The sequence below is a fragment of the Bradyrhizobium sp. 191 genome (assembly GCF_023100985.1).
Classification (GTDB): domain Bacteria; phylum Pseudomonadota; class Alphaproteobacteria; order Rhizobiales; family Xanthobacteraceae; genus Bradyrhizobium; species Bradyrhizobium diversitatis.
The window spans coordinates 7,673,748-7,693,581 of the sequence record NZ_CP064692.1; the positions used below are offsets into that span (position 1 = coordinate 7,673,748).

Here is a 19,834-nt window from a genome sequence, read left to right on the forward strand (position 1 = left end):
AAAGCAGGGGGTATGACACGCGGGGGTGACGGCATCATCGGATGGCGGCGCAGCGGCAGGCTGCTGCCGGCGCTGATCCTTGCCGCGTGCCTGGTTACCTCAGGCCAAACTGCTGCGCAGGCGCAGCTTTTCTCCGATCGTCCGCCGCCGGTACCGCCGGCATCGGTGCCCGACCCCGGCGGCGCCGTCAGCCTGGCGCCGCTCTCCGGCCCTGGCGCCGGACCCCCAAGCCTGCCGCCGACGCTGATGCAGCCCACGACTCCCAGCATGCCGCCGCCCGCGGTCACGACCGTGCCACCGCCCGCCCCGCTGAACGCGGCTGCGCCGGGGCAGGGCGTGCTCTCGCTGACGGCGAAGTACGGCAAGGACTCTCCGCCCATCACCAGCGGCCTGGTCTGGCGCGTGTTCGCCGACCGTCCCGACGAGAACGGCACCTTCAAGCTGATCCGCGAGGACCGCAACGCCACGCCAAACATCGTGCTGCCGCCCGGCAATTACGTCGTGCATGTTGCCTTCGGCCTCGTCAGTGCGGTGCGCACCGTCGCCCTGAAGGCGGAGACGGACCGCGAATCCTTCGTGCTGCCGGCGGGCGGCCTGCGCATCGAGGGCCGCGTCGGCACCAGCCGCATTCCGCAGAACCAGATCTCGTTCGCGATCTACAAGGGCAGCCAGTTCGAATCCGGCGAGCGCGCATCGCTGGTGCCGAACGTCGCCGCCGGTGACGTCGTGCTGATTCCGGAGGGCACCTATTACATCGTCTCCAACTACGGCGACGCCAATTCGGTGGTGCGCTCGGACATCCGCGTCCAGGCCGGCAAGCTCACCGACGTCACCATCACCCACCGCGCCGCGGTCATCACGCTCAAGCTGGTCAGCGACAGGGGCGGCGAGGCGCTCGCCAACACCGCCTGGTCGGTGCTGACCCCCGGCGGCGACGTCATCAAGGAATCGATCGGCGCCTTCCCGCGCGTCGTGCTCTCCGAAGGAGAATACCGCGCCATCGCCAAGAACGAGGGCAAGGTCTATGAGCGCGGTTTCAACGTCGTCAACGGCGTCGACGGCGAAGTCGAAGTCGTCGCGCGCTGAAGCATGATCCGGAAAAGTGCGTAGCGGTTTTCCGACCGATCGCATCGCGCTTTAGAACCCAGGCGGCGCTGCGCGCAAGCCTGACTTGACGCACCGCACGATCGGTTCTCATCCAGCGCACGGATGTGCATCTCTTGTTACCGCCAGATCGGTACCGGGTGCCGGAAGCAACCGCTCTTCGCTGCCGCACCCAGTGTTTTTGACCAAATGGCCGCTTGGGGACGGAGGAAACACCGCTGACCACGGCTTATTCCCGCACCGCGGCTTCATCACACTGCGGCACACGATACGAATTTCCGATCATCTATTTTATTCTCTTTCCACCGCGCTGGGTTATATGTCGGTCATCCATCTAATGGGGGTAGCCGGAGCAGGCCTGTGCGTCTGCGAGACCGGCAAGGAGCAGGGACCAAGCCCGTCGGCATGTTCGAAGTGATCCTTACCAGGCGCAAGCGGTTTGGCTGGCGTTGGCAGGTGTGCGACCAGTCCGGCAAGATATTTGCCGATGGCTTCGAGCGCACCCGGCCATCTGCCAAATATCAAGGCGAGCGCGCGTTGTTCTTTCTGTTGTCGCAGGCCTATCTGCGCAACCGCTCCGCCGCGTCCAGCGAGGACTAACGGCGCGCACAGCCTCGTGATCCGGCTCGGGCTACAGGCCCGGCCAAAGCATGATCCGGAAAAGTGCGCAGCGGTTTTCCGAAAAGATCATGCTTGAACAACAAACTAAAGCGCGATGACGATTCATCCTGATCGCATCGCACTTTAGACGTCGACGACCAGTTTGCCCTTCGCTGCGTGATCGCGGATCAGCGCATAGGCGTCGCCGACATTCTCCAGCGTAAAATGCCTGGGATCGAGCAGCGGCACCAACTTGCCCGCCTCCACCAGGCGCGTCGCCTCCATCATGATCTCCCCATGATGCGCGCGCCCTTCGCCCGACAGCAGCGGCAGCAGCGTGAACACGCCGGAATAGGTTGCGGCGCGGAACGACAGCGGCGCAAGCGCGTGCGTCCCCCAGCCGAGCGCACTGACCACATGGCCGAAGCGGCGCACCGCTTCAAAGGAGGCGTCGAGGACCTTGCCGCCGACGGTGTCGTAGACGACGTCGAAGCCGCGGCCGCCGGTATGCTGCGCAACATAGGTTTCGACAGGCGTGTTGCGGTCGATGAACATCGCGCCAAAACCTTCGATCGTGGCGCGCTGCGCTGCCGAGCCGGTTGCGAACACGTTCGCTCCGAAAGCGCGCGCGATCTGGATCGCGACATGGCCGACGCCGCCGGCGCCGCCATGAATCAACACCTTCTGGCCGGCTCCTAGCGAGGCGCGGTCGATCAGGCCTTCCCAGGCCGTGATGAAGATCAGGGGCAGGGCTGCCGCTTCCCGCATACTGAGATTGGCGGGTTTCGACGCCAGCAGGTCGGCATCGATTGCGGCGAATTCGGCCAGCGATCCCTGCACGCCGCCGACGCCTCCGGTCATGCCATAGACTTCATCGCCCGGCTTGAACCGCGTCACCTCGTGCCCGGCCTGCTCGACCACGCCGGCGAGATCGATCCCGGGGATCGCAGGCAGCGGATGCCGCGCATGCGGCGCCGCGCCGGCGTGGATCTTGGTGTCGAGCGGATTGACCCCGCTCGCGCGCACCCGGACCAGCACCTCGCGCGGGCCGATTTCGGGCGTGGAGATGATCGAGAGTCGCAGCGGCGCGTTGTGCGCCTCCAGCACGGCTGCACGCATTGTCGATCGTTTGGTCATGATCTTTCTGCTCCGTTGTCGCCCTCCAATATGCCCCTGAATTTTTGCATGGAAAGAAACGATGATGTACGATCATCGTGCATTATTGCATGGGGGTTTCCGATGGACTGGAGCGATCTGCGCATCTTCCTGGCGATCGCGCGCGAAGGCACGCTTGGGGCTGCCGCGCGAAAGATCGGCCAGACCCAGCCGACCATGGGCCGGCGGCTTCGCGCGCTCGAACAGGCGTTGGGGCAGACGCTGTTCCAGCGCACCGCCGACGGCTTCGTCCTCACCGACGAAGGCACCGCCGTGCTGCGCCATGCCGAGCGGATCGAGGAGGAAGCGCTCGCCCTTCAACGTCACGCCTCCGGCGCGGAGACGCAGCTCGATGGCCTTTTGCGCCTGTCGTCGTCGGACTGGTTCGGGACGGTGATGCTCGCGCCGGTGATCGCCGCCTTCGGCAAGCGTCATCCGAGGGTGACCGTCGAACTCCTGACCGATGCGCGCCTCTACAGCCTGCCGCGCCGCGAAGCCGATCTCGTCTTTCGCATCAAGCCGTTCAGCGAGCCGGAGATTATTTCCAGGAAGCTGCTGCACATTCCCTACGCGCTCTATGGCAGGAAGGGCAGCAAGCCGCCGCGCGCCGGCGACGGGCGTGGCGTCCGCGTCGTGACCATGAACGTCGAATTCGCCGACATGCCCGATGCGGCCTGGCTGAAACGCGCGCTGCCCAATGCGGAAGTGGCTTCGCGCAGCAACAACAGGCAGGCGCAGGCTGAGCTCTGCGCGAGCGGCGGCGGATTGGCGGTGCTGCCGCGCCCGCTCGGCGACCGCGACCGCCGCCTCGTCGCGCTTGACATCGGTACGTCGCCGCCCGGCCGCGATACCTTCGTCGGCTATCACCGCGACCTCAAGCGCCTGGCTCGCCTGCGCGCGCTGCTGGATCTGGTGATCGAGCGGTTGGCAGGCACGCACCCGTAGCAGCCCGGATGGAGCCAATTCCAGGGCTACCAGACCTTGCGTTGCCCGTCGGGCGAAACACCCAAACCGTCGGTCAAGACGCTTCGCCGAAAATATTCCGCTTTACCGAAATTCGGAAACGGCGTATGTGTCGCCGCAACCCGGCCCATGGAAGAGGGGCGTATCGCGATCGTCACGAACGCGGGCCGGGCGGCGGTGGACGCAGATGGCGTTGGCACGAACGGGCTTGCAGGGCGGGAGACCGTGAGCAGGGTCGTCGCGCATACGACCGGTGCCATCAGCTGTAGCGCGCAATTTCAAATGTCACCTCGCGCAGCTTCAAATGTCACCCCCTCCAACCGGCCCTGAAGCGCCTTTCAAGCCAGGGTTCCTCCGCCTCCAAAGGACAAGCCCCAGGGCAATCGCCAGCCCCACGGCGGCCTGCCCTCCCGGGCCGCCAGCTCTCCCCCCTTAGAGCCGCGCATTCGCCGTGAAGTGATACAGCATCGGCGTCGTCGAGGATCCGAAGACATTGGAGATGTGATAGCCAGTCTCACCCACACGCGCGGCCGTCGCGGCACGATCGACAGTATCGTAACCGTTGCCGCTCGCCCCGCTGTTCGGAGAGTAAAGCGTCACGGTCGGCGCTATCCGCTTTCTCTTGAGGAAGTGTCCGGCACCATAGGAAGCCGGCGCTGAATTTTGAAGAGAAGCCCGGACACCATTGAAATTGCCAGCCGTCCCCGGCGCGACCGCATAATCATAGCTCTTTTCCCAGTACCGCTGACACGCATCGAGTTCTTTCTCGAAATCGGGAAGCTGGAAAGGCGGTGCGACAGAACCTTCATAAAGGCCGACGTCGAACAATTCGAACACGTTTCCGAGCGTGCCCATAAGGTTGAATTGATTGGATGTTCCGTAACCGGATGCCGCATGCCATGTACCTGCCGCTTGCTGATAGGTCGTCCCCACCATCAGCGTGAACGACAAATACATGCCCAGAGTATTATCTTTCGCCCATGTTCCGGCACTGTCACCGACCAAGGTGACCGACTTGACGACGTCAGTATTCGCTTCGCCGCCAGCGATTGTGTACTCACCAACAAAGCAGCGGTTTGCTGCGCCGTTAAGTAGCGCGACGCAATATGTTCCGGCCGGCGCTTTTACACCAAATTGGATTGTGATGCTTTTTGGCGCGGCGGTGCCGAACTTCAGATCCGCAAGCCGGTATCCCTCGATCCTCTGTTGAATGACCACAATGTCACTAGCCGCAACCGAGGCATCAGCGGTCGTGACCGTAAAACGAAGCCGGTTTGGTGAGCCACCAGGAGAGGCGCTTGCAACCTGTCCAAACGAAAAGGCCCCAGACGTAACCGCACTGCATGGCCACTGATCGGCCGCATAATAATCAGAAACGGTTCCGGCCACCGAACCATTCTGCTGCGACACCATCATGCCTCCATTGATGATGCGATTCCAGCTTTGGATACCGAGGTTTCTGCGAACTTCTGCCTCGTGTCCTATGTATTCCGAGGCGTAGTTCGCGCTCGACATATCGCCAGCGCCAGGTTCTCCGACAACGTTGAAATTCCAGGCTGTGCCCGTGCCGCTGCCACTGTCCTTGTCACTGGCGATCGTCAGCGTCGTTCCACTGTAGGTCGCCACACCTTCGAGCCAACCGGTTGCGCCGGCAGTTGCCGTCGCCCGCACGCGCCCGCCGTCGGTATAGGCGAGTCCAGCCTGCGTCGTAAACACCTTCGAACCCGTGCCGATCGCGAGCGACGTCGTCGACGTGCCGCCGTAGCTCTTGCCGGCCGGGATCGTGAAATCGAGGACAGCAGCGTTTGATGTGCCCGAATTGGTCACGTGCGCAGCGCTGCCGCCGGCGCCGGTCGTGACGGTCCCGACCTCGACGGTCGCAGCGGCGCCATCGTCGCCGTCCGTGCCCCTGGCCGCCAGCACATCCCAATAGGTAGCGTTAGGCGGCGCATGACCGGAGCCAGGCGTTTCGTTATTCCAAACATAGGACGACCCCGCCGAGTTCACCCAATCGCCCACGGAATAGGTCGCGTCGTTATCGTAGTCTCCACGAGGACGCAGCGCCTTGAAAATGCCGATAAAGGTCCAGACGCCGCCGACCTTCACCCATTTCTTGCCGGTCGTCGGCTGGTCGGCATATTGATCATCATCGCCGAGCGACGGGTCCGGCTCGGTCTCATTCGCGCCAACGATGACCGGGATATCGCGATTGCTCAAGTCGGCAACCAGCCTGTTGACGGTCGACATGGCCTCTGCGCCGACGACGCGCTGCGGATAGTTCGGCCAGATCTTGTATTGCGCACCGCTGAGCGTCGACCCCGGCCACGGCGTGATGGTCAGATGCGTCTGGTCGACGACTTCGACAATCAGCGCGGTGAAATGACCACTGTCCAGCCGATCGCCCGGACGAACATTGGTGCTGGACCAATTCGGCCCGTCACCGACGACGGCAGTGCCGTCAGCCTCAACAGAAATCGTGCCGGTCTCATAGGGGACAAGTGCAGTCATTTTCTTCGATCCCTTGAAAAAACATCACCGCCGCGGGTTGAGGACGATCAGGGTGCCTTCGCCGCCGGTGTTGGATGTCAGCGCGAAACTATGAGATCCATCCGAAAGGCCGGTCACCAGGACGGCGAACGTAATCGGCGGCAGAGTCGCATAGGCCACCTCTCCGGTGCTCAGCGAAACGAAGTTTATGGCTGGCTGCGCGGTGGCCGACTTGACGCCGGAGCCGTCGACAAAGAGCACGCACTCGGCAGTCGCACTGCCGCGATAGGGATAGCCTTGCTGATACGTGCCGATCAGGATGGCTCGGCCACCCTTGATCGTCGTCGTCAAGCTGGCGACGGTTCCACCGCCCTCGCCAGCACTGCCGGACGCGGCCGCCGAACCGCTCGCCGCGCCGTCGATCAGCTGATCGATGCCGACGCCGTTGATGGCGAGCTGCAAGGTGTTGACCGTGCCGGCAACGATCCGCGAGCCGTAGAACGTGCCGTCATGCACCAGGGTGCCGCTGATGCCGATCTTTGCCACGCCATCGATCAGGCCGACCGTAAACGGCTGGATCGGAGCATCGCCATTATAGCCCGGCAGTTGCAGCTGGAACTTGTTTGCCAGGATGGTGACGGCAGACCATGACGCGCCGCCATCCATCCGGATGCTGCCCGAGATCACGCCGTTGACACCAACCGAGACGCCCCATGTCGCCGCCGCGTAGTCCTCCAGCGTCGCGATCGCGGTCGCCGACTGCGTTACGAATGCGCTGGTCGAGCCCCAGGTCGCGGTCGCCGTGGTCGAGAACGATGCATAGGCGGCCGCGGTCGTGACCGCGACGATGCGAACATCGTCGATCTGCGCCAGCGCATCGGCGGAGCGCGCCGCGAGCTGCGAGCGGATCTCCATCTTGTCGAGCGGTGCGCGCGCCGCGATGTCCGCCGCGACCGAGGCGAAGCGGTTGAGGGCCTCGTTGATCTGATCCTGGTACGCTTCCCGGATCGTCGTCAGCTCGGCCTTGATTGCCGCATCGAACTCCGCCATCGAATAGCGAATGTCCGGCGTCGTCACCGTGACGTAGTCCGACCACAACATGTCGCGCGGCGTCGTCGGGATATATTGCCCGCGCACCTGATAGGTCGTCGCCGGCAGAATTCCGTCGTGAATGATCCGGTTGCCGGCACTGAAGCTGTTGACGGTGCCGCGCGTCACCGACGATCCGTCGGCGGCCAGGCGCACCTCGTATTTGAGGCCGTTGCAGCCGGGCTGCGAGCCGTCCCAGGCGATCAGGATGGCCGGGCGCCGCGCAAGCCCCGTGCCGTCCGTCAGCGTGTATGGTTGCGCGTCCCACAGCGCCACGCCCTGCGGCGCCGGCGGATTGGAGACCGTGCCGCCGTGCGTGACCGGCTTGAAGTCGGCCTCCGTGTCCCAATCGTAGTCGAACGGGTCGACCTCGGTCAGCACTAGGACCACGTCGAGATTGGCCTTGTCGGTGCCGCCGTCGACGCGGAACAGCTTGTCGACGTAGCCGTTGCGCGCGCTGGTCCATTCGCCGACGTCGCCCGGCTCGACCAGCCAGAACGCCGGCGGCAGCACGACGGTGTGTCCGCGCGCGCGCTGGCCTTCCTCGACCGCTGACTTCTGAAGCCGCTGCACCTGCTCCGGATAGGGCACGGCGTCGAAGGCGGGACTGGCCATCAGCCGACGATTGCCGTCGCGGATCTCCAGGTCGGTGCGGAAATAAGGCGGCGCCGTCGCGGTATTCCAGCCCTGCGACGGATCAGGGTAAGTCGCCTGGATGCCGTTGACGCTGTCCGCCAGCGCGAAGAACGGCCGGAATGTCTGGCTCTCGGTCGAGAGGATGTCGCCATCGGTGAAGCTGAAGCTCGGCGAGTCAGGCGCGCCGACATGGCATTTGTAGAAGCCGCCAACTTCCGAGATCTTGCCCTGGCAGCCGGTCATCAGCGTTTCCAGCGCATTCGCCGGCTGAGCATCGACGTTGATCTGCACGCCGGTGCGATAGCTCTGCTCCGGCCCGGCCGCGCCGATCACCGTGCTGCGGCACTTGGCGATCTGCGTGATCCAGTTGGCGACCGGAAGCCGCGCCGCTGCCGTATTCTGCAAGCCGTACAGCCAGCTGCCCTGATAAGAGATGCCGCGCAGGATCGCGTAAGCCTGTACCACCGGATAGTCGTCGCCGTCGCCGCCCCAGGTCGCGGGATCGCTGAAGCGATGCGTACCGTTGCCGCCGACCGTAGAATCCTTCGACGGGTCGTACAGCGGAATGCCGGACAGTTCGAACTTGAAGGTCGGGAATCCATTCCAGAGGTTCTCATCGACCAGGGCGTGGATCACCGCATAGCACATGCCTTTGCCGACATGCGCGCTGGTGTAGGGCCGCTCAATCGACGACGCGTTGATCATGGCGCCGTCCGCCGCGGTCTGGGTGCCGTCGTAGTACTTCACGAACAGGTGTGCCGTCGGCGAGCTCTCGCCGTCGTGCAGCTTGATATATTCCGGCACCTGGTAGCCGAGGCTTCCGGAGCTGAAATTGGTGTAGAGCGCGTCTCCCAGCGAGAGAGTCACCTTGCTGCCGTTCACCCAGAGCCCGATAAGCTTATCGCCCGGCACATCCGATAGCGCGATGACTTGCGAGAGAAACGCGTTCGGCGTCTGGTAGCCATTGCTCCACGTGTTGGCGTAGACCAGCGAGCCGGCACCGACGTGCTTTCCGAGCCCGAACGAGCGCGGCACCGCGCCGCCGCCGGCGATCTGGCCCTGGATGCCGAAGCTGTCGGTGCTCTGCGCCGGCTTGCCCGACCGAGCCTTGACGGCCAAGGACAGCCCTATCGAAGCCGCCAGGCTCAGACCGGTGGAGATCACGGTCGCGGCGATAGCGCTGCCGGCGAAGAAAGTCGCGGCCAACGCAGTCCCGATGGCGGTGAAAATCGCCATCTCAAATCGCCTTCAAGAAGTGCGTCTCGGCACGCCGATAGCCGCGGCGCTCATAGAGCCTGGCGATGACGGGATCGTCGCCCATGGCGACCATGCCGGCAAATCTGCATCCCTTGCCGCGCGCCCATGCCTCGTAGGCGTCGAGCATCGCGAAGGCGGAACTTCCGCGATGTGCAGGATCGATCCACCATGCCGTCTCGCTGGCGAGCCACACCGGTCCGAACTTGTGCTCGTAGGCGATCGCGAGAAGGATGCCTTCGGCCCGGCCTTGGATATCGTGAACCAACGCGCAGCCGTTCATCATCTCCAGATGTTGAACGAACAGGCGCTCGGCGTAGCAGGTCTCAAAGGGCACCTCAAAACCGCTGCCGCCCGTGCCGTCGAAGCCCGCCGCAGCGTGGGAATCGCGGAGCAGCTCGATAGCACGTGCGGTGTCGGATGGGCTTGCGCTGCGGATCATTTGAACAGCCCCGCAGACCTGGCAATGCCCAGAACGTCGATCGGTCCACTCTGCTTCCCCCAATACAGCTGCCACTCCGCCACCGTCGCCGTGTGGCGCAGGAAATCGTCCGATGGGTCGCGCAGCCGCTGTGAGGCATCCGAACGCGTGTCTGGATTTGACCGCGTCAGCTCGATCGTGTTGCTGGTGCAGGTCAGCGTGACGTCGCCGGTCTGCCCCGCCGGCGGCGTGGTGATGGGGGCGCTGTCGATCGTGCCGGCAAAGCGCGGAAAGGCCGGAGCGACCATCACGTGCGTCGACAGGTCGAACAAGCCGCAGAAGATCTGCACCTTGCCCTGCTTGCAGTCGTAGCCCCGAACCAAATTGTTGACGCGGTCCGCAACCTGCGAAAGCTTGATGGTGACGTTCTGGACCGTGAGGTTCGAGACCCGCGGAATGTCCGAGATCGAGATCAGGCCGCCGGCTCCGGCGAAGGTGCGCGTCACGGTCGACCCCGTATCGGGATCAATCACCTGTGCCTCGATGTTGCCGACGTCGGACCAATAGCCATCCGTGACGGGATTGCCGGTGCCGCGGTCGCGCACGACGAACCAGATGAAGTCTCGCTTGTACAGCCGGCGCGCCTGCAGCGCCGTAAAATTCTCGGAATGACCCGGTGCGTCGACGGACAGCGTCATGCGAGATACTGTCCCGTCTTGAAGGTGAGCCGACCGAACTTGCCGCGCGTCTGCGTCGGCACCACGGAGCCCGGCATAAGCGTGAAGAGGCCGCGCGGCGCCTTGAGGTTCACCGCGGCGGACAGCGCCCAGCCGGCGCGCAAATGCGGCCGCACCTCGAACTGCGCAGTCACACCGGCGCCGTTCGCCGTCACCGTCTCCATCGCCTGGTGCAGCGCGCGGCCGCCGGTGTAGTCGAACGACAGATAGTCGCCGCGCGAGACCACCTGTCCGGCGCTCAGGCCGGACAATGCGAGCGCCTTGTTGTTGGCATTGACCGAAGCCAGCACACCGTCGTTCGCCCCGATACCGTCAGGATAGAGCCGCGGTGCCGGCCGGCGCAGATCCCATCCCTCGAAGACGTTGACGATGCCGTCGAGCGAGGCCAGCACGGCCTGGTAGTCGACCATGTCGTCGTTCTTCAGTTCTTCCGTGGTGTAGCTGCCGAACCACAGCGCCGGTCCGAGATCCTTGCCGATGGTCACGCCGCTCGCGAGCCGGCTCTGCTCCTGCTGCGACACCGGTTCGAACGTGAACGGCTGCTCGAAGCCGACCAGGGTGAGGATGTCCGAGCGGGGAAAGGTGATCGGCATGTCAGAGCTTCCGCTGCGTTCTGGCGAGGGTCGCGGCGTCGCCGACGTGATCGACGAATTGCGGGCTGCCGACATAGCTGCCCAGCGTGTCCGAGGCCGACTGCATCGACACGTTCTTCACGAAGGCTTGCAGATTGCCGTTGTTGTCGAAGGAGACGACGACGTCGACCTTCTGGCGGCCGGATGCGCCGCTCCAGCCGCCGCCGGATGAACCGCCGACCAGGCCGCCGTCGGCGTAGCCGCGCAGGCTACGGTGGAGACCGGCGAAGAAGCCCACGCCGGCGCGGCCGACCGAGGCCTGGTCGAACACGTACTCGCCCTTGTGCACGACGCCAGCGGGCTCTAGGCGCCCACCGCGTCCGGTGTAGCCGCCGGCGTCGAAGCCGATCGTGGGAAACAGCTGGCTGCCGACCTGCATCGTGCCGATTCCACCGCCGCTACCGCCGCCGCCGATGCCGAGCAGGCCGAGCAACCCGCCGCCGCCGGAGCCACCGAAGGCCGAGCCCCAAAGGTTCTGCGCCGCGATATCGATCAGCTTGCTCGACACTGCCGTGAGCGCACTCGTGCCGGCCTTCTTGAAAGCGTCCCATGCCGTCGACCCTCTGGCGATCGACGAATTGAAGGTCTGCCACGGCCCCTGCACGAGCCCGGTGTAAGCCGATTTCAACAGATCGGCATTTGCCGTCGCCCGGCCGAACGCCGCGGCCTCGCGCTCGATCTGGCTGATGTTCTCCGGCGTGAGCTCGCGCCCCGAGCGCCGCGCCTCGTTGATCGCGTTCTGCGCGGCGGCGTACTCGGCTGCCTTGCCCGCGGACATGCCGACAGTCGCGGCCTCGACGTTCTGCGCGTCGGTGCTCGCCCGGATCTGAGTCACGCCGATCGCCTGGTCGGCCGCAAGCTGCTTCAGCAGTGCGGCGCGCTGGCTGTCGATCGAGATGCCTTGCAAATGCGCGGCCTGAAGATTCAGTTCGACTGCGCGCTGCGCCTCAGCGGCCGTCGTGGTTTGGCCATACAGCGACAACCGCGTCTGCGCTTGCTGGATATCCGTCGCGACGCCACCGTAAGCCTGCTTGCCTTTCGCAGTCGCGAGCGCCGCGGCTTCCTCGGCTGAAGCGCCTTGCTTGATCGCCTCGTTGTAGGCCAGCTGAGACTCGACGCGCTGGCGCATCGCCGGCGACTGATCCGACAGCAGCTTGTTCTGGATCGTGAGATTGTCGATCTGCGACTGGATCGGATCGGCGAGGCGCGGATTGAGCGCCAGTGCCGATGCCTGATTTTGCAGCCGCGCGAGCGCCAGCGGCAGCTGCTCGCCGACCTTCTGCCGGAAGGACTCGAACGCCGGGTCGTTCATGACCTTGGTCAGCAGCTCGAGGTTGGCCGTCACGTTACGGATGATCGCCGGCGCCGGCGCCAGCGCATCGACGATCGGCGACGCCTGCAAGGTGGTCTGCGCGGCATCAACGCCAAGCGCGGCCTTGCGACTCTGCTGGATCTTGAGCAGAGCGTCATTGACCGCATTGAGCTGCTCGCGCATCTGCGAAACGTCGAACTCGGGAAGCCCCGCGTTCGCCGTCGTCTGGATTAGCGCCTCCAGTTCTTTCCGCTGCTTTTCGAGCACCGACTCGGTCTGCTGGTTCACACCGTTGACGCCGAGCTGGCTGATGAGCTTGCCGGTCGAATCATAAGCGCGGCCTGCGCTGTCCGACACGACATTCAGCGCCTTTCCCCAGAAGCCGGTCTGGTCGACCGTCTTGGCGATCGACGGCGCAACGGCATCGTAAAGCGCCTTGATGGCGGCTTGCCGGTCGCCCTGCTGCTCAAGCGTCGCGACATACTTGATCGTGGCAGCGTCGATGCCGCCAATGCGCTGCGCCAACTCCTTGGCGCCTTCGCCGGGCGAGGCGAACACCTTGGCGACGTATTCCCCGGCCTTCGGGATGTCCGTGCCGAGGATGTTGGAGAAGTTCTTGGCCTGGGAGGTGAGCAGCTCGATGTTCTCGACGCCGATCTTGCCGGTCGCTGCCAGCGCAATCGCAAACTCGCGCGCGCTCGACGTAGAGACCGAGCCGAATGATCGGCTGGACTCCGCAATGCGGTTGATATCCCCGATGGTCGCGCCGGATGCGCGCCCGATGCCTTGCAGGCCGGCGGCCGTCGCTTTCTGGGAATCCTGCCAGCTGATCGTCGCCGTTGCCGCGGTCAGCGCAATCGCGGCGATCGAGCCCGCGACCAGGCGCGCCGGCGTCAGGATCTTGCCGAGGCCGGAGGTGACCTGGCCGAAGAAGCCGCCGACCGTGCCGGTCGAGCTGGCGAAGATGTCCGCAACCTGCGTTCCCTGTTGCACCAGCACCGTGAACGGCGATTGGCCCGACGCGAGCGATACGCCGACGTCCTGGATTTGGCGCGAGAGGTTGACCATCTCGTGCCGCGCGAGCCCGGCGCTCTTGGCGACATTGTCATTCGCCGACTTCGTCGCAGTATTTGCGTTCGCCGCAGCAGTGGTCACGCCGGTGACGGCCGCGCTCGCATCCTGCGCCGCTTTCTTGGCGCCGGAGGCGTCACCGTCGATGACGAGCGAGACTCTCACTTCAGATCCTCGTTCAGCGCCTTGCAGGCTTCGCCTTCCATCACCCGCAGCCCTTGCCACAGCGTGGGCGTCACCTCGATCAGCTCGGCATCGAGCCCGGCGCGTGCCGCCGCATAGTCGAGCCCGATGTAGAGCGGCACGGTCGGCGCGATCACATTGCCAGCCGGCGTCATCATGCCGCCGCCGCTCACCGGCGTGACCCGCCATTGCGAACAGACCGCCAGGAAGGCCCTGACGACCGCGACGTTCTCCGGCCAGATGCCCTCGAAGGCATTGGCCCTCGCCCACACCTTCGCGAAGGGATCACGGTCCGGTGCAGCGCTCGCATCGTCGTCGAGCGCATCGCGCAGATTTGCCAGTGACGTCGCATCCATGCCCGTCTCGGCCATGCCTTGGATCAGATCGTCGTCGGCTGCGGGCTGCTCGGACCCTGCCGATCGCGCATCGGCGACCCAGCGCCTGGCAGCCCATTTCAGTTTCCCGGCGCGACCTTGTGGATGACGCGCGAATAATAATCGGTAAGCCCATGCACGACGTTCGGGTTTGCGAGGATCTTGGCGCGCACCTCGTCGGTACAGGTCACCGGCTGCTCGTCGTCGCCGACCAGGTCGAGGAACGTGACCACGGCCTTTTCCAGGAAGCCCGGGCCAAGCTGATCGGCCGGCAGGTAGTTGAAGGTGGTTTTCAACGTCTCTTCAACGAAGCCGCCGTCGACCGGCAACATGATCTTGACGTCGTGGGTGAAGGTGCGCTTGTCGACGATCTTGAACATCAATCCTCCTGACTGGATGTGTGGACGTTTGCGGTTGGATCAGGTCGCAGCGAGCGACCACTGGTCGTTGCCGGCGTCCGGCAGCGCGAGCATCTTCAGTCCGCGCTCGGCGATGCCCTGGCTGTTCTGATAGCCGCTCGGCCGCTGGAACTGCGCGGTCGGGGCGCTCAAGGTGATGATGTTGCCGGCCGTGACGCCGTGGATCAGCGACACCGGGACGGTCGCCTGGCTGTTGGCGAGGCCGTGGATGTCCATCGTCGTGACCGGCACCGCCTCCGCGGTGAACTCGATCTCTTCCCTGTGGTCGGTCAGCTCGATGCTCTCCTTGTTGACGAGGAGACGCGGCTCGACCGGGTTGGCGAGATCGAGCGAGAAGCTGCGCATGACCAGCGCCACGCTGTTGACGGTGAACTGCGTGTTGGCCTTGTTCACGACCAGCGGCTTCTTCCAGGCCGTGAACACGGGCACCGCCGCGGCCACCTCGCTCGGCGGCGTGTAGAGGCCCCAGAACTTCCAATGCACGAAGGGAATGCCCTGTGCGTTGACGTTGAGCTTGCCGGTGCCGCGAGCACCCTTGATCGCGTGCAGGGTCGCGCCCATCCAGAACTTCAGATAGGCGCTCTCGATCGAGTCCGTGATCGGCGAATAGGTCACCGACGTGTCCGCCACGATGACCTCGGCGCAGCCGGCGGCGCGGAACAGCGGCCCCCAGGACGGCGCCGTTCCGGCGGTACCGGAGCCGGCCAGCTCGGTGTCGAACTCGATCGTCACGTGCAGATCCGCCGGCACTGTCGGCTGGTTGCCGAAGTTCGGCTGCACCAGGTCGCGAGAGACGTCGTTGCCCTCCATGTCGGCGATGGTGACGTTCTTCGCCAGCACAGCGTTCGCCGCGCCGGTCAGCGTCGGGTCGGTCGCGTAAGCCGTCTCGATCTTCGCGAGCAGCACCATCTTGCGGTAATAGATCGGCATGGCTCACTTCCCCCTGGTCGGCTTGGCGCGCGCCGCCGGCGCCGCCTCGGTGGTGGTCTCGGTCACTGCCGGCATCGCGGCTTCGGTCTGCTCGCGCACCAGCGAGCCATCGGGCTGCCGGATGTAACGGCCGCCCGCGGAGGGCTGCTCGTGCTTGATCTCGTCGCTCATGTGATCCTCAGCTGGTCGGTCAGAGAGAAATCGACCTGGTAGAGCACCAGGCCCTTGTCGGCCGACAGCAGCCGGCCGCGGCGCACGAAGAAGACGTTGACGCTGTCGTCAGGCCCCCAGCCGGCCACGGCTTCGATCACGGCCTTCTTCAGTTCGCTGATCGTCGGCAGCGCCTTCTTCGCCTTGGCGTCGCCGCGCGCCTTGATGCCGAGCACGACGCCGATGGCGTCCTCGATCATCTGCGTGTGGAAGCCGGTCGCGGATTCGCCGCCCTTGTCGTCGAAGCCGAGCGGGCAGACGAACGCGAACACGTCGTGCTGTGGCAGCGCGTCAGCGGCGATCAGCGCCGCCAGCGCCGCGATGTCCTCGACCCGGCCGGCGAGCGCCGGCACCAGGTCCTTGATCCGATCAGCGACGAGCTGCTCCAGGGTGCTCATTGCAGCTTGCCTCCGATCGACAGGTAGTTCTCGAAGATGGTGCGGATCGTGCGTGGATCGTCCTGGTCGAGGCCGAGGAACGGTCGCGCCGGGATCCTGACGCTGTGCGCGCCGATCCGCCGCTTCTGCGCCAGCGTCGCCCTCTTGTTCGCCTTGGCAAAGCGCCAGGTGCCTGTGCGCTTGTTCACCTTGAAGTGCAGCACCGCGTCGCGCGCGTCCTTGTTGACGACCCCGCCGAACTGATGGATCGCGGCATAGACGACGTTGGTGCCGATCTCGACCCCGGTCCGCGAGGCGTTGGTCGCAATCGATCGATAGAGCCGCGCCGACAGCATCAGCGTCTTGCCGCCGTGCTTGATGACGCGCAGGCTTTTCGGCCACGGCGAACCCGATGGCGAGATGCCCTGGTCCCAGCGATGATGCGTCGACGTGGCGAGAGCCAGGCCGATGTTCTCGTAGACCGCCGTCGGATCATCGAGACGTGCGGTCAGCTCTCCGATAACGGCGAGCGCAATCTCGTCGTCTTTCAGGTCGACCTGGAGCTGCACGCCGGCCATCAGATGAAGCCCTTGAGATTGTCGGGCGTGAAGTCGCGCGGCCGGTCGGTGGTGCGGACGCCGCTCGCGCCGGAGCTGGCCGGCTCGACGCCGGCGACGTTGAGGCGGATGGTGCCGTTCGAGATGTCGCGCAGCGTCTTCAGCGCGTCGGTATAGTCGTCACGGATCTTGTCGGCGACGGAATCGCGATGCAGCTTGTAGATCGCGATCGCCTTGGCGAGATCGACGATCAGGTCGGGTGTGGACGCCAGCGGAAGCAGGTAGCGGCCGAGCAGATAACCGTCGATCTGCGCATCGGTGTCCGCGAGCGCCTTCGCGACGACGGCCGCGTCGATCGCGTCCGCCGGCGGCTCGGCGCGGTCGGTGAGCTGGATCAGCATCTCCTCGCCGAAGCGTTTGACCAGGTCGTCTTGCGTGGCGTAGGTCATGCCGCCTCCGCGCGCTTGCGAAAGACGTCGCCGGCGCGACGGCCGCGCACGATGCCGTCGATGACTTCGAGGAACTTCGCATCCATCAACGACGAGACCGTGCCGTCGCCGTGGTCGACGACGACTTCACGCGGCTCGCGCCGTCCCGGGAAGGAGATCGCTCGGGTCATGCGACGGGATGCCCCTCGAAGACGGCGAACTCGCCGCGCATGTGAGCCTGCAAGCCGGCCATGAACCGTTCGGCCTCTAACTGCGTATCGAACGCGCCAAACACGCGTTGCAGGCCGTCCTGCGCGGACACGTCGGTTCTCACCACAAAGAACATGGATGCCCTCCTTCAAGAGACCTTCAAGGCCTTGGCTACGGCGCGGAGCTGATCGAACGCGGCGTCGACATAGCCGACCAGGCTGCTGAACGTCTTCTCCTCGTCGGCGGGCGGCACCGCGTGGCAGGCCGCGATGATCGAGCGCAGCGATGCCCCGGCTTCGAACGCCTGCTTGCCCAACTGGTACGCCTGCTCGTCGATCTCGGATTCCATGAGCGCGGTCTCCCGTGAGAAGATGGATCCTCGGCCGGCGGTGAAAGGCTAAGCCGCCGGCCGAGGTGACTCGTGTGGCCGCTGTCTGTCAGGACCCGGATCAAGTTGCGTGGTTGATCTGGAGCGCCACACGAATTCGAAGATTGCGACGTCAGTCCGGGACGTTGGTCGCCTTGACCTCGATCTCGGCGGAGGACAGCGCGTAGTCGCCGCCGGAACAGAGATGACCGACGGCCTTGACGGTGACCGCTTGCGAGTGATCGCGCGGTTGCGGCGGCAGGTTGTTGATGCCGATCGCGACGAAATCGAACACCGGCGCCGGCAGGCTGGCCTTATACGTCTCCAGCATCCGGAGCGCGTGACTGCGCGAGAGCGCGAGGAATTCGACGCGGAACGACATCAGGCCTCCTGGCTGGGCTTGTGGTCGGTGACGACGAGCTCGCGGTCGTTCTGCAGCGCTTCGAGATCATCCTTGGTGAGATCGGTGAGCGCGAGCGGTACCGCCTCAGGACCGAACGCGCGGCCGGCGCGATAGCGCGTCTGCTGTCGGCCGGGCCTGGTGCGGACCGAGATCGCCGGGCCGGTGATGACGATCGCCACCGGCGCCGCAGCCGACGCAACCGGACCCGCGCCCGCGTTCTGCATGTCGCGGATTTGCCGCTGCGCACCTTCGAGCGCCTCGGCGAGCTCGGTGCGCTTCTCGATCGAGGTTTCCAGCTTGGCGCTGACATCAGCGAGGTTAGCCATGACCTGGTCGCGGTCGGTTTTGAGCGCGGCCAACTCCGCCTCGAGCTGGGCGGCGGCGGTACCTGCCGTGGCGGCAGCGAGCTGCTCGCGCAGCTCGTTGATCGTCTTGTGGAGCGCGGCGACGTCGGGGCCGCCCTTGTCGGTCTTCTTGCCTGCCATGGATCAGCCTCCGGCTCAGGAGAGCCAAGGCACGACGACGACTTCGGCCGTGTTCTTGTAGACGTTGGTGGCGCCGGCGGCGTTGACGTCGGCATTGACGAGCTTCAGCGCCGCGGACTCGAGCGATGGCGGCACGACCAGGAGCGGCTTGCTCGCGCCCTGGAGTACGTTCAGCGGCCGGCCGAAGTCGCCCTTCATGCCCATCAGCGCGGCGCGCGCCGTGATGTAGTGCGCTTCGTCGAGCGTCTGCTTCGAGCCCCAGGCGAACTGCCAGAGGCCATAGCCCGCGTTGCCGCGGCCGTCCCAGCCGTACAAGAACTCCTTCTTGTTGAAGACGTTCTCGTCGGTCGGATTGTCGAGCGAGACGAACTGGCCGGCCTTGCGCAGCTGCCAGATGATCGGCTTGATCACCTTGGAGCAGTCCAGCAGGAACCACGGCGTGCCGGAGCCTCCGTCCGTGTTGGCGACCTGGGTGACGGCGCCGTTGGCATCCAGCACCGGATGATCGGTGTCGAAGAAGTACTGCCCGTCATAGCAGTTGGTGGAGAAGCCCGCGAGCAGCAGCGGCCAGCAGAGCTGGTCGGGCCAGGCGGCGACGCTTTCGCCGAACTGCGCGAAGATCGGCGTGTAGATGCCGAGATTGTCGTCTTCGATGTCCTCGCGGTCGACGCCGATCGTCAGCTCGTAGGTCTTGTTCTTCAGCGAGTAGCTGGCCTCCGAGAGGCTCTGCACCAGGCGCGGGCCGAGCCACTCGCGGACGTTCGGGATCTTGCCGAGCCAGCCGTAGGTCTCGCTCTTGGCGGTCGAGGGCACGACCGTGGCGATGCGATTGTACATCGTTGCGGTCTGCTGCAGCTGCTGCTGAAACGTCGTCTTGAAGCCGACGCGGAGACCGTCGAGGTTTTGGCGATTGATGAGCATGGACGCTTGCTACCGTGTTGAGCCGAGTGAGCTGGGTTGCGGGGAGATCAGTGGACGCCGCCGGGACCGATCGCGACCCAGACGCCCTGGGAATCGACGTTCACGACCTTGCCGGCGACGGAGCGGGTCGACGAGCCGTTCGTCTTGGCGACCGTGTTGTCGTCGACGATGTAGCAATCGCTGCCGACCTCGGTCATCGCGATCAGGTCGGTGGATGCCGAGTTGTTGAAGCGGTAGACGCCGGAGCGGATGCGGCCGGTGATGTCGCCATTGGCGCCCGCCGAATTGTCGGCCGCCTTCTCGAACACGCCGACTGCGACGAGGCCCGTCGCGGTGGCCCCTGGCGCTGCCCAGCCGCCGTTGAGGACCGCAATCGCGCCGGCGTAGGCCTTGGTCGCGGCCTTCATCGGATAGTCGTGCATCTGCTTGTCGGCTTGGCGCACCGTCGCGCGGTCGGCAGTGAGAGCGGTCATCTAAGGCTCCGGTTGGTCTGTCGTGTTTGGCTGTGT

Annotated in this window: 24 protein-coding genes; 3 read left to right on the forward strand and 21 right to left on the reverse strand. The window is 65.1% G+C overall.

The window, feature by feature from the left end:
• The first annotated feature begins 12 nt into the window (after positions 1 to 12).
• On the forward strand, positions 13 to 1,086 hold the full coding sequence (locus IVB23_RS36005) for a hypothetical protein (protein ID WP_247801760.1): 1,074 nt from the start codon (positions 13 to 15) through the stop codon (positions 1,084 to 1,086).
• Positions 1,087 to 1,464: 378 nt separating this feature from the next.
• Positions 1,465 to 1,704: a hypothetical protein gene (locus tag IVB23_RS36010; protein ID WP_239624609.1), complete on the forward strand. Its 240-nt coding sequence runs from the start codon at positions 1,465 to 1,467 to the stop codon at positions 1,702 to 1,704.
• A gap of 144 nt (positions 1,705 to 1,848) precedes the next feature.
• Here the strand turns inward: IVB23_RS36010 and IVB23_RS36015 are convergent, their stop codons facing one another.
• Positions 1,849 to 2,841 carry a zinc-dependent alcohol dehydrogenase family protein gene (locus IVB23_RS36015; protein ID WP_245312223.1) on the reverse strand — a complete coding sequence of 331 codons (993 nt, stop codon included), beginning with the start codon at positions 2,839 to 2,841 and terminating at the stop codon, positions 1,849 to 1,851.
• A 102-nt stretch (positions 2,842 to 2,943) separates the two neighbouring features.
• Here IVB23_RS36015 and IVB23_RS36020 point away from each other — a divergent pair, with 102 nt between their 5' ends.
• On the forward strand, positions 2,944 to 3,804 hold the full coding sequence (locus IVB23_RS36020; protein WP_247801761.1) for a LysR family transcriptional regulator: 861 nt from the start codon (positions 2,944 to 2,946) through the stop codon (positions 3,802 to 3,804).
• A gap of 450 nt (positions 3,805 to 4,254) precedes the next feature.
• Here IVB23_RS36020 and IVB23_RS36025 read toward each other — a convergent pair whose 3' ends face one another.
• From IVB23_RS36025 to IVB23_RS36120, 20 genes are all read right to left on the reverse strand, one after another.
• Positions 4,255 to 6,330, reverse strand: a complete 2,076-nt coding sequence (locus IVB23_RS36025) for a hypothetical protein (protein ID WP_247801762.1) — start codon at positions 6,328 to 6,330, stop codon at positions 4,255 to 4,257.
• A 24-nt stretch (positions 6,331 to 6,354) separates the two neighbouring features.
• The gene (locus tag IVB23_RS36030) at positions 6,355 to 9,270 is read right to left on the reverse strand and encodes a phage tail protein (protein WP_247801763.1); all 2,916 of its coding nucleotides are present in this window, start codon (positions 9,268 to 9,270) and stop codon (positions 6,355 to 6,357) included.
• Between the two features lies 1 nt (position 9,271).
• On the reverse strand, positions 9,272 to 9,730 hold the full coding sequence (locus IVB23_RS36035; protein ID WP_247801764.1) for a GNAT family N-acetyltransferase: 459 nt from the start codon (positions 9,728 to 9,730) through the stop codon (positions 9,272 to 9,274).
• Positions 9,727 to 10,407: a hypothetical protein gene (locus IVB23_RS36040; RefSeq protein WP_247801765.1), complete on the reverse strand. Its 681-nt coding sequence runs from the start codon at positions 10,405 to 10,407 to the stop codon at positions 9,727 to 9,729. Before IVB23_RS36040 ends, IVB23_RS36035 begins: the two co-directional genes overlap by 4 nt.
• Positions 10,404 to 11,039, reverse strand: a complete 636-nt coding sequence (locus tag IVB23_RS36045; protein WP_247801766.1) for a hypothetical protein — start codon at positions 11,037 to 11,039, stop codon at positions 10,404 to 10,406. The genes IVB23_RS36040 and IVB23_RS36045 overlap by 4 nt, the downstream gene beginning before the upstream one ends.
• A gap of 1 nt (position 11,040) precedes the next feature.
• A complete protein-coding gene (locus IVB23_RS36050; RefSeq protein ID WP_247801768.1) occupies positions 11,041 to 13,626 on the reverse strand; it encodes a phage tail length tape measure family protein in 2,586 nt (861 codons plus the stop codon).
• The gene (locus tag IVB23_RS36055) at positions 13,623 to 14,000 is read right to left on the reverse strand and encodes a DUF1799 domain-containing protein (protein ID WP_247801770.1); all 378 of its coding nucleotides are present in this window, start codon (positions 13,998 to 14,000) and stop codon (positions 13,623 to 13,625) included. The genes IVB23_RS36050 and IVB23_RS36055 overlap by 4 nt, the downstream gene beginning before the upstream one ends.
• Positions 14,001 to 14,098: 98 nt before the next feature.
• Positions 14,099 to 14,398, reverse strand: coding sequence for a hypothetical protein (locus IVB23_RS36060; protein WP_247801771.1), 300 nt, complete (start codon positions 14,396 to 14,398; stop codon positions 14,099 to 14,101).
• 39 nt (positions 14,399 to 14,437) lie between these two features.
• Entirely contained in the window at positions 14,438 to 15,367 is a 930-nt protein-coding gene (locus IVB23_RS36065) for a hypothetical protein (protein WP_247801773.1), read from the reverse strand.
• Between the two features lie 3 nt (positions 15,368 to 15,370).
• Entirely contained in the window at positions 15,371 to 15,538 is a 168-nt protein-coding gene (locus IVB23_RS36070) for a hypothetical protein (protein WP_247801774.1), read from the reverse strand.
• Entirely contained in the window at positions 15,535 to 15,975 is a 441-nt protein-coding gene (locus tag IVB23_RS36075) for a hypothetical protein (protein WP_247801775.1), read from the reverse strand. The genes IVB23_RS36070 and IVB23_RS36075 overlap by 4 nt, the downstream gene beginning before the upstream one ends.
• Positions 15,972 to 16,532, reverse strand: coding sequence for a phage virion morphogenesis protein (locus IVB23_RS36080; RefSeq protein ID WP_247801777.1), 561 nt, complete (start codon positions 16,530 to 16,532; stop codon positions 15,972 to 15,974). The genes IVB23_RS36075 and IVB23_RS36080 overlap by 4 nt, the downstream gene beginning before the upstream one ends.
• Positions 16,532 to 16,960, reverse strand: a complete 429-nt coding sequence (locus tag IVB23_RS36085; RefSeq protein WP_247801779.1) for a DUF1320 domain-containing protein — start codon at positions 16,958 to 16,960, stop codon at positions 16,532 to 16,534. Before IVB23_RS36085 ends, IVB23_RS36080 begins: the two co-directional genes overlap by 1 nt.
• Complete coding sequence (locus IVB23_RS36090; RefSeq protein ID WP_247801780.1) at positions 16,957 to 17,130, reverse strand: hypothetical protein; 174 nt, start codon at positions 17,128 to 17,130, stop codon at positions 16,957 to 16,959. The genes IVB23_RS36085 and IVB23_RS36090 overlap by 4 nt, the downstream gene beginning before the upstream one ends.
• Complete coding sequence (locus IVB23_RS36095; protein ID WP_247801782.1) at positions 17,127 to 17,285, reverse strand: hypothetical protein; 159 nt, start codon at positions 17,283 to 17,285, stop codon at positions 17,127 to 17,129. The genes IVB23_RS36090 and IVB23_RS36095 overlap by 4 nt, the downstream gene beginning before the upstream one ends.
• A gap of 12 nt (positions 17,286 to 17,297) precedes the next feature.
• Complete coding sequence (locus IVB23_RS36100; protein WP_247801783.1) at positions 17,298 to 17,498, reverse strand: hypothetical protein; 201 nt, start codon at positions 17,496 to 17,498, stop codon at positions 17,298 to 17,300.
• Positions 17,499 to 17,649: 151 nt separating this feature from the next.
• Positions 17,650 to 17,898, reverse strand: a complete 249-nt coding sequence (locus IVB23_RS36105; protein ID WP_247801784.1) for a hypothetical protein — start codon at positions 17,896 to 17,898, stop codon at positions 17,650 to 17,652.
• On the reverse strand, positions 17,898 to 18,404 hold the full coding sequence (locus IVB23_RS36110; protein ID WP_247801786.1) for a hypothetical protein: 507 nt from the start codon (positions 18,402 to 18,404) through the stop codon (positions 17,898 to 17,900). Before IVB23_RS36110 ends, IVB23_RS36105 begins: the two co-directional genes overlap by 1 nt.
• 15 nt (positions 18,405 to 18,419) lie before the next feature.
• Complete coding sequence (locus tag IVB23_RS36115) at positions 18,420 to 19,325, reverse strand: Mu-like prophage major head subunit gpT family protein (RefSeq protein WP_247801787.1); 906 nt, start codon at positions 19,323 to 19,325, stop codon at positions 18,420 to 18,422.
• Between the two features lie 47 nt (positions 19,326 to 19,372).
• A complete protein-coding gene (locus IVB23_RS36120) occupies positions 19,373 to 19,798 on the reverse strand; it encodes a hypothetical protein (protein WP_247801789.1) in 426 nt (141 codons plus the stop codon).
• Between the last annotated feature and the right edge of the window lie 36 nt (positions 19,799 to 19,834).

Excerpts from the sequence above, each read along its gene's own strand:
- IVB23_RS36005 (WP_247801760.1), top strand. The coding sequence starts at position 13 with ATGACACGCGGGGGTGACGGCATCATCGGATGGCGGCGCAGCGGCAGG.
- IVB23_RS36115 (WP_247801787.1), bottom strand. The coding sequence starts at position 19,325 with ATGCTCATCAATCGCCAAAACCTCGACGGTCTCCGCGTCGGCTTCAAG.
- IVB23_RS36095 (WP_247801782.1), bottom strand. The coding sequence starts at position 17,285 with ATGTTCTTTGTGGTGAGAACCGACGTGTCCGCGCAGGACGGCCTGCAA.
- IVB23_RS36090 (WP_247801780.1), bottom strand. The coding sequence starts at position 17,130 with ATGACCCGAGCGATCTCCTTCCCGGGACGGCGCGAGCCGCGTGAAGTC.
- IVB23_RS36015 (WP_245312223.1), bottom strand. The coding sequence starts at position 2,841 with ATGACCAAACGATCGACAATGCGTGCAGCCGTGCTGGAGGCGCACAAC.
- IVB23_RS36045 (WP_247801766.1), bottom strand. The coding sequence starts at position 11,039 with ATGCCGATCACCTTTCCCCGCTCGGACATCCTCACCCTGGTCGGCTTC.
- IVB23_RS36080 (WP_247801777.1), bottom strand. The coding sequence starts at position 16,532 with ATGGCCGGCGTGCAGCTCCAGGTCGACCTGAAAGACGACGAGATTGCG.
- IVB23_RS36110 (WP_247801786.1), bottom strand. The coding sequence starts at position 18,404 with ATGGCAGGCAAGAAGACCGACAAGGGCGGCCCCGACGTCGCCGCGCTC.
- IVB23_RS36120 (WP_247801789.1), bottom strand. The coding sequence starts at position 19,798 with ATGACCGCTCTCACTGCCGACCGCGCGACGGTGCGCCAAGCCGACAAG.
- IVB23_RS36035 (WP_247801764.1), bottom strand. The coding sequence starts at position 9,730 with ATGATCCGCAGCGCAAGCCCATCCGACACCGCACGTGCTATCGAGCTG.
- IVB23_RS36055 (WP_247801770.1), bottom strand. The coding sequence starts at position 14,000 with ATGGATGCGACGTCACTGGCAAATCTGCGCGATGCGCTCGACGACGAT.
- IVB23_RS36085 (WP_247801779.1), bottom strand. The coding sequence starts at position 16,960 with ATGACCTACGCCACGCAAGACGACCTGGTCAAACGCTTCGGCGAGGAG.
- IVB23_RS36020 (WP_247801761.1), top strand. The coding sequence starts at position 2,944 with ATGGACTGGAGCGATCTGCGCATCTTCCTGGCGATCGCGCGCGAAGGC.
- IVB23_RS36065 (WP_247801773.1), bottom strand. The coding sequence starts at position 15,367 with ATGCCGATCTATTACCGCAAGATGGTGCTGCTCGCGAAGATCGAGACG.
- IVB23_RS36105 (WP_247801784.1), bottom strand. The coding sequence starts at position 17,898 with ATGTCGTTCCGCGTCGAATTCCTCGCGCTCTCGCGCAGTCACGCGCTC.
- IVB23_RS36100 (WP_247801783.1), bottom strand. The coding sequence starts at position 17,498 with ATGGAATCCGAGATCGACGAGCAGGCGTACCAGTTGGGCAAGCAGGCG.
- IVB23_RS36070 (WP_247801774.1), bottom strand. The coding sequence starts at position 15,538 with ATGAGCGACGAGATCAAGCACGAGCAGCCCTCCGCGGGCGGCCGTTAC.
- IVB23_RS36060 (WP_247801771.1), bottom strand. The coding sequence starts at position 14,398 with ATGTTCAAGATCGTCGACAAGCGCACCTTCACCCACGACGTCAAGATC.
- IVB23_RS36040 (WP_247801765.1), bottom strand. The coding sequence starts at position 10,407 with ATGACGCTGTCCGTCGACGCACCGGGTCATTCCGAGAATTTTACGGCG.
- IVB23_RS36075 (WP_247801775.1), bottom strand. The coding sequence starts at position 15,975 with ATGAGCACCCTGGAGCAGCTCGTCGCTGATCGGATCAAGGACCTGGTG.
- IVB23_RS36025 (WP_247801762.1), bottom strand. The coding sequence starts at position 6,330 with ATGACTGCACTTGTCCCCTATGAGACCGGCACGATTTCTGTTGAGGCT.
- IVB23_RS36030 (WP_247801763.1), bottom strand. The coding sequence starts at position 9,270 with ATGGCGATTTTCACCGCCATCGGGACTGCGTTGGCCGCGACTTTCTTC.